General features: G+C 65.3%; 12 protein-coding genes. 9 read left to right on the top strand and 3 right to left on the bottom strand.

Annotation, left to right across the window (positions count from 1 at the left end):
• Positions 1–54: 54 nt before the first annotated feature.
• The 3 genes from FOY51_RS16060 to FOY51_RS16050 are packed head-to-tail and all read left to right on the top strand — an operon-like array spanning position 55 to position 2,862.
• Entirely contained in the window at positions 55–837 is a 783-nt protein-coding gene (locus tag FOY51_RS16060) for an SDR family oxidoreductase (RefSeq protein ID WP_149431267.1), read from the top strand.
• Between the two features lie 10 nt (positions 838–847).
• Positions 848–1,924, top strand: coding sequence for an NAD(P)H-dependent amine dehydrogenase family protein (locus tag FOY51_RS16055; protein ID WP_149431266.1), 1,077 nt, complete (start codon positions 848–850; stop codon positions 1,922–1,924).
• Positions 1,921–2,862 (top strand): NAD-dependent epimerase/dehydratase family protein, encoded by a 942-nt coding sequence (locus FOY51_RS16050; protein ID WP_149431265.1) that lies wholly within the window; start codon positions 1,921–1,923, stop codon positions 2,860–2,862. The genes FOY51_RS16055 and FOY51_RS16050 overlap by 4 nt, the downstream gene beginning before the upstream one ends.
• A 3-nt stretch (positions 2,863–2,865) precedes the next feature.
• On the opposite strand, the gene ptsP is transcribed toward FOY51_RS16050, so the two are convergent.
• Positions 2,866–4,554, bottom strand: coding sequence for a phosphoenolpyruvate--protein phosphotransferase (gene ptsP, locus FOY51_RS16045; RefSeq protein ID WP_149431264.1), 1,689 nt, complete (start codon positions 4,552–4,554; stop codon positions 2,866–2,868).
• A 115-nt stretch (positions 4,555–4,669) separates the two neighbouring features.
• On the opposite strand from ptsP, the gene FOY51_RS16040 reads away from it, so the two are divergent.
• Genes FOY51_RS16040 through FOY51_RS16025 form a run of 4 tightly spaced genes read left to right on the top strand, consistent with a single transcriptional unit; the run spans position 4,670 to position 8,732 of the window.
• On the top strand, positions 4,670–5,437 hold the full coding sequence (locus FOY51_RS16040; protein ID WP_149431263.1) for a DeoR/GlpR family DNA-binding transcription regulator: 768 nt from the start codon (positions 4,670–4,672) through the stop codon (positions 5,435–5,437).
• The gene (pfkB, locus tag FOY51_RS16035) at positions 5,434–6,426 is read left to right on the top strand and encodes a 1-phosphofructokinase (protein ID WP_149431262.1); all 993 of its coding nucleotides are present in this window, start codon (positions 5,434–5,436) and stop codon (positions 6,424–6,426) included. Before FOY51_RS16040 ends, pfkB begins: the two co-directional genes overlap by 4 nt.
• Complete coding sequence (locus FOY51_RS16030; RefSeq protein ID WP_149431261.1) at positions 6,419–8,440, top strand: PTS fructose transporter subunit IIABC; 2,022 nt, start codon at positions 6,419–6,421, stop codon at positions 8,438–8,440. Before pfkB ends, FOY51_RS16030 begins: the two co-directional genes overlap by 8 nt.
• A 34-nt stretch (positions 8,441–8,474) precedes the next feature.
• Complete coding sequence (locus FOY51_RS16025; protein ID WP_149431260.1) at positions 8,475–8,732, top strand: HPr family phosphocarrier protein; 258 nt, start codon at positions 8,475–8,477, stop codon at positions 8,730–8,732.
• Positions 8,733–8,751: 19 nt separating this feature from the next.
• Here FOY51_RS16025 and FOY51_RS16020 read toward each other — a convergent pair whose 3' ends face one another.
• Entirely contained in the window at positions 8,752–9,441 is a 690-nt protein-coding gene (locus tag FOY51_RS16020) for a response regulator (RefSeq protein WP_149431259.1), read from the bottom strand.
• A complete protein-coding gene (locus tag FOY51_RS16015) occupies positions 9,438–10,988 on the bottom strand; it encodes a sensor histidine kinase (RefSeq protein ID WP_371830452.1) in 1,551 nt (516 codons plus the stop codon). The genes FOY51_RS16020 and FOY51_RS16015 overlap by 4 nt, the downstream gene beginning before the upstream one ends.
• Before the next feature lie 139 nt (positions 10,989–11,127).
• Between FOY51_RS16015 and FOY51_RS16010 the strand changes: the two genes are divergently transcribed.
• Both FOY51_RS16010 and FOY51_RS16005 read left to right on the top strand, forming a co-directional pair.
• Positions 11,128–12,507, top strand: coding sequence for a cation:dicarboxylate symporter family transporter (locus FOY51_RS16010; RefSeq protein ID WP_149431257.1), 1,380 nt, complete (start codon positions 11,128–11,130; stop codon positions 12,505–12,507).
• A 9-nt stretch (positions 12,508–12,516) separates the two neighbouring features.
• Positions 12,517–13,008 (top strand): glutathione peroxidase, encoded by a 492-nt coding sequence (locus tag FOY51_RS16005; protein ID WP_149431256.1) that lies wholly within the window; start codon positions 12,517–12,519, stop codon positions 13,006–13,008.
• The last annotated feature ends 44 nt before the right edge of the window (positions 13,009–13,052 follow it).

Raw genomic sequence — 13,052 nt, 5'->3', positions numbered from 1 at the left:
GCCCCGTTACGTTATGGCGTGGATCACGTCGACGATTTTTCAGGAGTCCAGCACATGGGGCAGTTGCTCGACAGCAAGACGGTCATAGTCTCGGGTGTCGGTACCGGGCTCGGTCGCGAGATCGCGCTGGCTGCCTACCGGGACGGAGCCAACGTCGTACTCGGTGCCCGCACCGAGGAGAACCTGCGAGCGGTCGCGAACGAGATCGATCCGACCGGCGCACGAGTCGCCTACGTGGTCACCGACATCCTCGACGCCGCTGCGTGCGAGACGTTGGTTGCGACCGCGGCGGACAAGTTCGGCAGCGTCGACGGCCTGATCAACGTCGCAGCCAAGGAAGACGTGTTCGGCGGGCTGGCCGGAGCGGATCTGAATGCCTGGCGAGCAATGTTGGACGCCAACGTGATCGGCACACTGCAGCTCACCCAAGCTGCGCTTCCCCAGCTGGAACGCAACGGCGGATCGGTCGTGTTCATCGGCACGCAGGCGTCGTATCACCCACAGATTCCGCAGTCGGCCTATGCGACGTCGAAGGGCGCGTTGCAGGCTGCGATGTTCTCCCTCGCTCGCGAGTTGGGCCCCAAGAAGATTCGCTTCAACATGGTGATTCCCACGTGGATGTGGGGACCCAACGTCGAGCTCTACGTCGGCATGATGGCCAAGCAGCGCAACGTATCCGAGGACGACGTCAAGCGCAGCATCTCCAAGAACATGCCGCTGGGTGAGATCCCGGAGGACGGCGACGTCGCGAACTCCGCCATCTTCTTCGCGTCCGACTATGCGCGAATGTTGACCGGCCAAACACTGTTCGTCAACGGCGGCGAATACTTCCGCTGAAGGGATTGTCATGGCACAAAAGGTAATCGTCTGGGGCACTGGCGTTGTCGGCAAACTGGTGATCCGAGAGCTGCTCGATCATCCGCAGTTCGAGCTCGCCGGCGTGATCGTGCACGACTCCGCCAAGGACGGCGTCGATGTCGGCGAACTGATCGGCGGAAAGTCGGCCGGAATCGCGGCGACGACGGATGTAGCGGCCGCCCTGGCGCTGGACGCGGATGCCGTCGCCTACTTCGGGCCGACAGCGGAATTCGCGGTGCAGAACATCGAGAACATGTCTGCAGCTTTGCGCTCCGGCAAGCACGTGGTATCCACGTCGATGACGCCGCTGGTGTATCCGAAGCCGTGCCCACCCGGGCTGCTGACCGAGCTGGAGAAAGCCTGCGCCGACAGCGGGAAAGCCTGCTTCACAACGGGTATCGACCCGGGTTTCGCCAACGATCTGTTTCCGATGACGCTGATGGGCGTGTGCGGGCGGGTCGACAGCGTTCGCATTCAGGAACTGCTGGACTACGCGAACTACGCGGGCGACTACAGCTCGACGATGGGTATCGGCGCACCGGTCGAGCAGAAGGCCGTGCTGGAGTATCCGGAAATCTTGGTCTTCGCGTGGGGCCACACCATCCCGATGATCGCCGACGCGGTCGGTGTGGAACTGGACCGGATCGACACGTCGTACGAGAAGTGGGCGGCGACGGAGCCGATCGAATTCCCGCACGGCGTGATCCAGCCGGGGCACTGCGCGGCGGTTCGTTTCGAGATCCGTGGCTGGGTGGGTGGCGAGGCGAAGATCGTGATCGAGCACGTCAATCGGATCACCAATGCAGCTGCGCCGGACTGGCCGCGGGCGTCGTCGATGGACAACGACGTCTATCGGGTCGAGATCAAAGGCAGCCCGAACATCGTCCAGGAGACTGCGTTCCGTAACGAGGGCGACGACGATCCGATCGCTGGCGGCTGTCTTGCGACAGGAATGCGTGCCATCAACGCCATCCCGTATCTCGATGATGTCGATGCGAAATTGGTTACTGCACTGGATCTTCCGCTGATTCCGGGAAGTGGAACTATCAGATCGGTGGCTCGATGAAAATACTGTTGACCGGTGCCTTCGGAAATATCGGGCCCTACGTGCTCGAGGCGTTGCTCGATCGCGGCCACGAGGTGCGGAGCCTGGCACTCGGAACCGAGCGGGAGCGGCGCAAGGCGCAGCGTTTCGACGGTAGGACGCATGTCGTGTGGGGCGATGTCCGCGACCCGTCGACGGTGCAGGGGGCCGTCGACGGTGTCGATATCGTCATGCACTTGGCCGCGATGATCCCGCCGGGCAGCGAAGCCGCACCCGACAAGGCGCGAGAGATCAATGTCGGCGGCACCGAGAACATCATTGCGGCGTGTCTGGCTCAGCCGACACCGCCGAAGTTGGTGTTCTCGTCCACCTTCGACGTGCACGGCAACACAGTGGACAAGCAGCCGCCCCGGCGAATCGACGATCCCTTCGACGCCATCGACGAATACAGCCAACACAAGATCGAGGGCGAGGCGCTCGTGCGAGCGTCGGGGTTGACGTGGTTCATCCCGCGGTTCGTCGACGTGCCGATCATCGGGCCGCGCAAGGCCGAACCGATCATGTACGAGATCGGGTTGCGCAATCGCATCGAGGTGATTCATCCGAAGGATCTGGGCCTTGCGATGGCAAATGCGCTGGAGACCGACGAGGTCTGGGGCGCAACGATGTTCATCGGCGGCGGGGCGGGCTGCCAGGTCACGTACAAGGATTTTCTGACGCGCATCATGGGTGCGATGGGAATGCGGCCGCTGCCCGAGAGTGCCTTCGCGGACAAGCCGTACGCCACCGATTGGGTCGACACGACCGAAAGTCAGAAGCTACTGAAGTACCAGCGCTACGACTTCGACAAGATCACCGACGACATCGCCGCGTCCCTGGGCTGGAAACGTCACCTGGTGCCGCTGGCACGGCCTTTCGCGGAACGGACGATGCTGAAGATGTCGCCGTACTACAAGTAGGCGTCAGCGCAATATCGCTGCTGCTGCCGCGCGGGCGGCAGCGGGGTCTGCGGTTGCGAGTGCCGCCGCAGCCGCACGTCGACAGTCGTCGAGGGATACTGACGCCAGCTTCGCGCCGACCGACGACACCGCGGCGGCCGCGCACGAGAGCGACGTGATCCCCAATCCCGCTAACACACAAGCCAACAGCGGGTCCGCGGCGGCTTCGCCGCACACGCCGACAGGCTTGGTCACAGCCGTGCCCGCGGCTGCCGTGCGCGCCACCAGATGCAATACCGCGGGCTGCCACGGATCGGTGAGCGCGGCCAGATCTGCCGACTGTCGATCTGCGGCCATCGTGTACTGCGCAAGATCATTGGTGCCGATCGACAGAAATTCGACGTGGGTGAGGATCTGCTCCGCGAGCAGAGCGGCTGCGGGCACCTCGATCATCACGCCGGGTGTCAACCCGCGCTCACGCACCTTGCCCGCGAACGACTCCGCCTCTGCGGCCGTGGCGATCATCGGCGCCATCACCCACGGCTGAGCCTGCGAGGTAACGGCCGCCGCGGCGATCGCATCGAGTTGCCGATCGAGAATTCCGCTGTCGTGCGCGGCAATTCGGATACCGCGCACACCCAGCGCGGGATTCGCCTCGTCGGGATGATTCGCGAAACGCAGCGGCTTGTCCGAGCCGGCGTCGAGCGTTCGGATCACCACCTTGCGGCCTGCGAAGGCATCGAGAACTTCGCTGTAGATATGCGTCTGCTCGGAGACTGTGGGTTCGGTGTCGCGATCGAGGAAACACAGTTCGGTCCGGAACAGGCCGACCCCTTCGGCCGCAGTATTACTCGCCGCCGATTGCGCGCTCGCGCCGTCCTGCACGTTGGCAAGCACGTCGATCCGGTGACCGTCGCTGGTTGCACCTGGCCCTGCCCAACGCGCGACTTTCGCTGCGTCGGCACGATGCGCGTCGACGGCGGCCTCGGCCTGTGCTGGATCGGGTGCAACGGTGATGTCACCGGTGGAGCCGTCGATCAAGATGTCGACGTCGGCCGGGACGTCGTCGAGGCCGGCGACCGCGACCACGCACGGGATTCCCAACTGCCGCGCGATGATCGCGGTATGGCTGGTCGGTCCACCGAGCGAGGTGGCGAGCCCGAGGATCAGCGACGGGTCGAGGCCTGCCGTGTCGGCGGGGGCGAGGTCGTCGGCAAGAAGGATCGACGGGACCGCAGGGGTCGGAACGCCGGGCTCGGGCGCGCCGACCAGTTCGGCGATCACGCGATCGCGCACGTCGCGGAGGTCGGTCACCCGCTCGGCCATCAGCCCACCGAGCTTGGTGAACATGGTGGCGAACTTGTCGGTCGCTCCTGCTGTCGCAGCATTGGCGGAGGAACCGGACGCGATCAGTTTCGACGCGGCGGCGAGCCAGCCGCGATCGCGTGCCATCGCGGCGTTCGCGGCCAGCACCTCCGATGCGGCACCCGATGCGCAAGCGGCTCGGTCACCGAGCCTGTCGGCGACGGTTGCCGCCGCGCGCTGGAACGACGCGAGCTGGCTCTCGCGCTCGGATTCCGGAATCACCGCGGCATCCGTCGCGATCGTAGGCCGTGGACCTGGGCGGATCGACTTGGCGTAGCCGACACCCGGCACAACGGGGGTACCGCGTAGCACTGCTGCCACTGCTGTTTCGTGAATCGAGCGAGTCATGTGATCTCCCTGCCAATGCGCTGTCCGATGTGACGAGTATTACTCACAACCGTTGACAAAGCAACACAATCGGGCGTAAAACAACATTAATCAACATTGTGACGAGGAGCAGGCTGTGTACGCAGAAGAGCGCCACCAAGCGATAGCCACGCTGATCGACCAGCGTGGGCGAATGTCGGTTGCCGACCTTTCGGATCTCTACAACGTCACCACCGAGACGGTCCGTCGTGACCTCGCCGTACTGGAACGGATGGGCTTGGTTCGCCGAGTGCACGGCGGTGCAGTCCCGGCAACGGCGCTGACGGCAATCGAACCAGGCACCGGCGAACGCGAGTCGACTCGGACCGGCGAAAAGGACCGGATCGCCAAGGCTGCGCTCGACCATCTGCCCGGCTCCGGCGGCAGCATCATCTTCGACGCCGGGACGACGACCGGGCGGATCGCAGCGCTGCTGCCCACCGATCTCGAACTCACCGTCGTCACCAATTCGGTTCCGATCGCGGCACGGGTCTCCACCTTCGGCGGTGCCCGCCTGCATCTGCTCGGCGGCCGGGTGCGCGGCTTGACCCAAGCGGCGGTCGGCGACGAGACCCTGCGCATGCTCAGCGTGCTGCGCGTCGACGTCGCATTCATCGGAACCAACGCGCTGAGTGTCGGACACGGCCTGTCCACCCCCGACAGCGAAGAGGCGGCGGTGAAGCGAGCGATGCTCGACTGCGCGCAACACGTTGTGGTCGTTGCGGATTCGTCGAAGGTCGGGCGAGAGCACATGATCAGCTTCGGCACGATCGACCGGATCGATGTGCTGATTACGGATTCCGACATCCACGACGCGCAACGCGACGAACTGAACGAGCATGGAGTGGAGGTTGTCGTCGCATGATCATCACACTCACGGCGAACCCGAGTATCGATCGCACGGTGGCGCTCGCCGAACCGCTCGAGCGCGGCGCAGTGCATCGAACGCAGGCAGCGACGTCGGATCCGGGCGGCAAGGGTGTCAACGTCGCACGAGTCGTTGCCAACGCCGGTGCGTCCACCATCGCGTTGCTGCCCGGCAACGAGGACGATCCGCTCCTGAAAGCGTTGCGCGAGATCGGCATCGGGCATCGCACCGTTCCGTCGCCCGGCACGGCCAGGATCAACCTCACCATCACCGAACCCGACGGCACCACCACCAAGATCAACCAGGCGGGCACGCCGTTGCCGCACGATGTTCGTGCCCGACTGGCGCAGCATCTGCATCAATTGGGTGCGGGTGCCGCGTGGGTGGTGCTCGCCGGGTCGCTACCTCCGGGCGTTCCCGACGACTGGTATGCCGATCTGATCCGCTCGCTGCGCGATCTCTCGGTGCGCGTCGCCGTCGATACTTCCGACGATCCCTTGCGGGCGCTGGCGCTGCGGCTCGACGATTCGGCTCCGCACCTGATGAAGCCCAATGCGGAGGAACTCGCCCAGCTCACCGGTTTCGACGCCGAGCTGCTGGAACAGTCGGCCGCACAGGGAGATCCGACGTTGGCGGCCACGGCATCCCGCGTCTTGATCGACAAAGGGGTGGAGGCGGTTCTCGCCACACTGGGTGCCGCGGGTGCGGTGCTGGTGACGCGCACCGGCGCCTGGTACGCAACCCCGCCACCGATCGTTCCACGCAGCACCGTCGGTGCAGGCGATTCGTCGCTTGCCGGATATCTGCTCGCTCATCTGGAGGGAGCAGATCCGCCCGGCTGCCTCCGGCGCGCCGTCGCATACGGCGCAGCCGCCGCGGCACTACCGGGCACGGCTCTACCCGCCCCGCGCCACCTGAATCTCGACGCTGTGACAGTCACGGCGCTCGCGTCCGATCCGCAATCGAAGGAAGCGTCAAATGTCTGATCCGACAGCATCATCCGGTGACACACCGGCGATCATCACACCCGAGCTGATTGCGCTGGACGCGAATCTGGGTTCCACCAAAGAGGCCGTCATCGCCGCGCTCGCGCAGACGCTCGCCGGGGCGGGACGCGCAACCTCCGCCGACGACCTGCGCGACGCAGCCCTGGCCCGGGAGACCAAGTCCGCCACCGGGCTTCCGGGCGGTATCGCGATTCCGCACTGCCGCAGCGAGTCGGTGACGGCGGCGTCGCTCGGTTTCGCGCGACTCGATCCGAAGGTGGACTTCGGTGCACCGGACGGCCCGGCCGACCTGGTTTTCCTCATCGCGGCACCGGAGGGAGCGGGTGCAGCACACATGAAGCTGCTTTCCAGCCTCGCCCGCGCCTTGGTGAAGCCGGCGTTCGTCGCCGATCTGCGAGCTTCGCAGACGTCTGCGGCCATCGTCGCCCTCGTCGAGGATGTGCTGAAGCCGGCGCCCAAGAAGGCTGTCGCTCCGGTCCCCGCGGCGTCTCCTCCGCCCGCCGACGACCAGATCAAGCACATCGTCGCCGTCACCGCCTGCCCCACCGGGATCGCCCACACCTACATGGCCGCCGATTCACTCGTCGCTGCCGGTGAACGAGCCGGCGTCACGGTGCACGTCGAAACTCAAGGGTCAAGTGGTAGTACGCCGTTGAGTCCGGCACTGATCGAATCGGCATCCGCCGTGATCTTCGCGACCGACGTCGGTGTGCGCGACAAGCAGCGGTTCGCGGGCAAGCCCGTCGTGTCGTCGGGCGTCAAGCGTGCGATCAACGAGCCCGACACCATGGTGGCCGAGGCGATGCGCGCAAGCCTGAACCCGAATGCCGCGACGGTCGAAGGTGCGGCCGCGACAAGCGACGGCGACACGGCCGGATCGATCGGGTGGGGCACCCGGCTGCGGCAGATCCTGCTGACCGGCGTCAGCTACATGATTCCGTTCGTCGCCGCGGGCGGTCTGCTGATCGCCCTCGGATTCTTGCTCGCAGGCTACGAGATCTCCGGCGACGCAAAGACGATCGTTCTCGACAACTCGTTGACGGCGCTGCCGCAAGGCGGACTCGCAACCTACCTCGGCGCGGTGCTGTTCCAGCTCGGATCGCTGGCGTTCAGCTTCCTCGTCCCTGCACTGGCGGGCTACATCGCCTTCTCGATCGCGGACAGGCCCGGGCTCGCACCAGGTTTCACGGCCGGCGCGGTCGCGGTGTTCGTCGGTGCCGGGTTCATCGGTGGTCTGGTCGGCGGCATCGTCGCAGGCTTCGCCGCCCTGTGGATATCGCGGATCAAGGTGCCGCAGTGGGCGCGTGGCCTGATGCCGGTGGTGATCGTTCCGCTGTTCGGCACGCTGATCGTCGGTGCGCTCATGTTCATCGTGCTCGGAAAGCCGTTGGCTGCCATCACCAGTGGACTCACCAACTGGCTCAACAGCCTCTCCGGTAGCTCGGTGATCGTCCTCGGTGTCATCCTCGGCCTGATGATGTGCTTCGACCTCGGTGGTCCGGTCAACAAGGCTGCCTACGCATTTGCCACCGCAGGCCTCAATGTCGCCGACCCCGCGTCGCTGCGGATCATGGCAGCCGTGATGGCCGCAGGCATGGTGCCGCCGCTCGCCATGGCGCTGGCGACGACGGTTCGGCCCGGCATCTTCACCGAGCCCGAGCGGGAAAACGGCAAGGCCGCATGGCTTCTCGGCGCCTCGTTCATCTCCGAGGGTGCCATCCCGTTCGCCGCGGGCGATCCGTTCCGGGTCATCCCGTCGATGATGGCGGGCGGAGCGGTCACCGGTGCGCTGATCATGGCCACCGATACCACCCTCAGCGCGCCGCACGGCGGGATCTTCGTCTTCTTCGCCATCGGTCACCTGGTCTGGTTCCTGGTGGCGCTCGCCGCGGGAACGATCGTCGGCACCGTGTGTGTCGTCGCCGCAAAGCAACTGGTGCAACGCAAGAAGGTGGCCGAGGACACCACCGACTTCACCCTTGCAGCAGCCTGAAAACCCCATCACCCCAACACAAACAGGAGTAGACATGCCCAGCACAACAGTCGTCGTCGGATCGTCGATCGGATTGCACGCCCGCCCCGCAGGAATCATCGCCGACGCGGTCACCGAATCCGGCGCCGAGGTCACCCTCGCCGTCGGAGACGACGAGCCGGTTGACGCAGGTTCGGCACTGATGATCATGACGCTCGGAGCCACCGCGGGCACCGAGGTGATCGTCAGCAGCGACGATCCCGAAGTCCTCGCCGCCGTCGCGAAACTGGTCGCTGCCGACCTGGATGCCTGACCGTCCCTTGCGGGGCGCGTCAGCGCCACACGTAGCGGACCTGGGGGCGACCCGCCTTGCCGTACTCGGTGCGTCGCTCCACAAGTCCGTCGTCCGCCAACTTCTCCAGATAGCGCCACGCTGTGACCCGGGAAACCCCCACCACCGCACCGGCTTCGGCCGCCCCAAGGCCGTCCGGTGCGGCGCGCACAGCGCGGGAGATGTCGTCCGAGGTCTGGGGTGCAATGCCTTTGGGTGCAGTCGCCCGATCGTCGGAGGTGCGCAACGCGCCCATCGCCCGATCGATGTCTCGCTGCGACACCGCCGACTCGCCCGCGGGCAGCGCCTTGCGAAACTCGTGGTAACGCTCCAACTTGTCCCGGAACGCGGCAAAGGTGAACGGCTTCAACAGATACAACATGACCCCGTGTGTCACCGCCGACCGGACCATCGCCAGATCGCGGGCCGAAGTGATTGCGATGACGTCCGGGCTGGGCTGCAGACCACCAAGGGCCGCAGCGACATCCAAGCCGCTGGCGTCCGGTAGGCCGAGGTCCATCAGGACGAGGTCGATCGGTGTGCCGTCCGCCACCGCGGCGGCCGCTATCCGCATGGCGTCGCGACCGGTGTGCGCAACGCCATGCACGGCGAATCCCGGGACTCGACCGACGTACATGGTGTGCGCTTCGGCGATGAGGTCCTCGTCCTCGACGATCAGCACGCGAATCACGACGTGCTCCGTTCGGCTCGGGGCCGCGGAATGGTCACCGCGACGGCGGCAGGTGCCTGCTCAGCGCGGATCGCACCGTCGTGCCGCGCGACCAACTGGACGATGAGGGCGAGCCCGAGCCCGCGGTGATCGGATTTGGTCGAGTAGCCGCGCCCGGTCGCTCGCTCGAACGCCTCCGGTGACATGCCGGGCCCGCTGTCGGCGACGCGCACCAGTAGTTGCGAATCCGTTTGTTGCACAGTCACCTCCACCCACTTGTCGTCGGATTGCAGTGCGACGTCGGTGGCGTTGTCGAGCAGATTTCCGATCAGTGTGACGGCCTCGTGGGTAGTGAGCGGGTGCGGCGATTCCAACGCGGTGTCGTCACTGACCGTCAGTTCCACACCACGCTCGGCGGCTTGATTCACCTTGCCCAGCAAGAGCGCAGCCAGCGCGGGCTCGTGCACCGACGCCATCAATCGATCGATCAGGTTCTGCGACAGCGCCAGTTCCGCGGTGGCGAATTCGACAGCGGCGTCGTAGCGGCCCAACTCGACCATCGTGATCACGGTGTGCAGCCGATTCGCCGACTCGTGCGCCTGCGAGCGCAGCGACTCCGCGAACCCGCGAATCGAGTCGAGTTCGCCAAGCACGCCCTGCAATTCGGTGCGGTCCCGAATCGTCAGCACCGACCCGATGGATCGGCCCTCCCACTCGACCGGGTCCTGATTGACCACCAGTACCCGCGTCGGCGTCACATGCATCTCGCCGCGGACGGTACCGGATGGCAACTCTCGCAACGAATCAGGGAGATCGGCGCGCCGCACGTCGCCGTCTGGCAGATCGAGGAGTCGGCGTGCCTCGTCGTTGACCACATCCGCCGGATCCGATGCGCGGTTGCCGAAGACAACCAGACCCTCGCCGATCGAATGCAGGACGGCGTCGTGATGCTCGTAGAGGGTGCGCAACTCGGCGGGTGCCATCCCGAGAGTCTGACGTCGAAGCCTGCGGCTCAACAGGAACGACCCCACCGCAGCGCCTGCGAGCCCGGCCGCTGCGACGCCGATGATTGCGGGCAAGCCTTGCGCAACCTGCGCGCCGATCCGCTCACGCGTCACCCCTGCCGAAACCAGGCCCACCAGCTTGTCGCCTGCGTACACCGGTGTCACCGACCTGATCGAGGGTCCTAGCGAGCCGGTGTAGGTCTCGGTGAAGGTTTCGCCGTGCAGGGCCCGATCGATGTTGCCGCTGAACGCCTTTCCGATCTGATCGGTGTTGGTATGCGTGTACCTGGTGCGATCGGGTGCCATCACGACGATGAAGTCCATGCCGGTGGCCTTGCGGATCTGTTCGGTCTCCGGCTGCAGCACCGCCGTCGGATCCGGCGACAGCAACGCGGCCTTGGTGGATTCCGCCACGGCGAGGCTGACGGCGATTCCGGTCACCTGCCGTCGCGTCGCCTGATCGCTGTCGTGTCGGGCATCGAGAATCGCGAGGCCTGCGGCGGCGACGATGACAACGGCCAGCACCGCCAGCTGCAAGATCAGCACCTGGCGGGCCAGCGACACTCTGCTGGTCAAGAAATCCCTCGGTTCGTGCGTGAACGTAATGAACACAAGCGTGACTGGCGTCACATTGTGCCTTCTCATTGTTCATCAGAAGTAGACCTACCACTTCACTCGACGGGTTCACACGCAAGGACGGGCAATGACCACCACCGAAAGCACGATCAGCGAACAGCCTCCGGAAAAGAAGAAGCGCGACAAGACACATTGGCTCTATATGGCGGTGATCGTCGCAGTCATCGCAGGAATTTTCGTCGGTTGGCTGGCGCCCGATCTCGGGAAGTCGCTCGGCCAACTCGGCACCCTGTTCATCAACCTGATCAAGATGATGATCAGCCCGGTCATCTTCTGCACCATCGTCCTTGGCATCGGATCGGTGAAGGCAGCGGCAAAGGTCGGCAAGGTCGGCGGCCTGGCGTTGGCCTACTTCGTCAGCATGTCGACGGTGGCACTCGCTATCGGCCTTGTCGTCGGCAACCTGGTCAAGCCGGGTACCGGCCTCGATCTCTCCCAACACATCGGTGCGGGCGCCGAGTACGCGGAGAAGGCGCACGGCGCGGGCGGTGCCTGGGACTTCATCCAGGGCATCATTCCGACGTCCCTGCTGTCCTCGCTGACCGCCGGCAGCGTCCTGCAGACGCTGTTCGTAGCGCTGCTGGTCGGCTTCGGCTTGCAGGCGATGGGCAAGCAGGGGGAGCCGATCCTGCGTGGCATCGGTGCGGTGCAGAAGCTGGTGTTCCGAATTCTGTCGATGATCCTGTGGCTGGCACCGATCGGCGCGTTCGGCGCGATCGCGGCTGTGGTCGGCGCAACCGGGCTCGACGCGGTCACCCAGCTGGCGACCCTGATGCTGGCGTTCTACCTGACCTGCGTGATCTTTGTCTTCGGTGTCCTCGGCGGCCTGCTGCGCGCTGTCACCGGCCTGAACGTCTTCAAGCTCGCACGCTACCTCGGCCGCGAGTACCTGCTGATCGTCGCGACGTCGTCGTCCGAGTCGGCACTGCCGCGCTTGATGGCGAAGATGGAGCACGCTGGCGTACAGCGGACGACCGTCGGCGTCGTCGTTCCCACCGGCTACTCGTTCAACCTCGACGGCACCGCGATCTACCTGACGATGGCGTCGCTGTTCATCGCCGACGCCATGGGCAAGCCGTTGCATTTCGGTGAGCAACTGTCGCTGCTGGCGTTCATGATCATCGCGTCGAAGGGTGCGGCAGGAGTCAGTGGCGCCGGATTGGCAACGCTCGCAGGCGGATTGCAGAGCCACCGGCCAGAACTGCTGGACGGCGTCGGGCTGATCGTCGGCATCGACCGGTTCATGTCGGAGGCTCGCGCAGTCACCAACTTCTCCGGCAACGCCATCGCGACCCTGCTGATCGGCAAGTGGACAGACACCATCGACACCGCCAAGGTGCGGACGGTGCTGGATGGCAACCTGCCGTTCGACGAGCAGACGATGATCGACGACGACCATCCGACCGCGGAGCCTGCAGAGGCTGCCGTACCGGTCGCGACTAGGTAACCTGCGAACATGACTGACTTGCAGAACATCGAACTCGAAACACTCGGCGGCGAGCCCACCAGCCTCAGCGAATACGGCGGCCGCACAGTGCTACTGGTCAACGTGGCATCGAAATGTGGCCTCACGCCGCAGTACTCGGCGCTCGAGAAGCTGGCGACCGACTATGCGGATCGCGGGCTGACGGTGATCGGAGTTCCCTGCAATCAGTTCATGGGCCAGGAGCCGGGGACGGCGGAGGAGATCCAGACGTTCTGCTCCGCCACCTACGGCGTCACGTTCCCGCTGCTGGCAAAGATCGAGGTCAACGGCGGCAACCGGCACCCGCTGTATCGGGAGCTGACGGAAACCAAGGACGCGGACGGTGCCGCCGGTGACGTGCAGTGGAACTTCGAAAAGTTCCTGATCGCACCGGATGGCAGTGTGGTCAACCGTTTTCGGCCTCGGACGGTTCCGGACGCACCGGAAGTGATCGACGCCATCGAAGCTCATTTGCCCACGTAAGACGCATTTTGGGTTGCGTTCACCTGCACCTGTCAGGGTTATGG

This window comes from Antrihabitans cavernicola (assembly GCF_008297975.1).
Taxonomy (GTDB): domain Bacteria; phylum Actinomycetota; class Actinomycetes; order Mycobacteriales; family Mycobacteriaceae; genus Antrihabitans; species Antrihabitans cavernicola.
This window is presented reverse-complemented; position numbering and strand designations above follow the sequence as displayed.

Coding starts and splice junctions, on each gene's coding strand:
- FOY51_RS16060 (WP_149431267.1), top strand. CDS start 55: ATGGGGCAGTTGCTCGACAGCAAGACGGTCATAGTCTCGGGTGTCGGT.
- FOY51_RS16055 (WP_149431266.1), top strand. CDS start 848: ATGGCACAAAAGGTAATCGTCTGGGGCACTGGCGTTGTCGGCAAACTG.
- FOY51_RS16050 (WP_149431265.1), top strand. CDS start 1,921: ATGAAAATACTGTTGACCGGTGCCTTCGGAAATATCGGGCCCTACGTG.
- ptsP (WP_149431264.1), bottom strand. CDS start 4,554: ATGACTCGCTCGATTCACGAAACAGCAGTGGCAGCAGTGCTACGCGGT.
- pfkB (WP_149431262.1), top strand. CDS start 5,434: ATGATCATCACACTCACGGCGAACCCGAGTATCGATCGCACGGTGGCG.
- FOY51_RS16030 (WP_149431261.1), top strand. CDS start 6,419: ATGTCTGATCCGACAGCATCATCCGGTGACACACCGGCGATCATCACA.
- FOY51_RS16025 (WP_149431260.1), top strand. CDS start 8,475: ATGCCCAGCACAACAGTCGTCGTCGGATCGTCGATCGGATTGCACGCC.
- FOY51_RS16010 (WP_149431257.1), top strand. CDS start 11,128: ATGACCACCACCGAAAGCACGATCAGCGAACAGCCTCCGGAAAAGAAG.
- FOY51_RS16005 (WP_149431256.1), top strand. CDS start 12,517: ATGACTGACTTGCAGAACATCGAACTCGAAACACTCGGCGGCGAGCCC.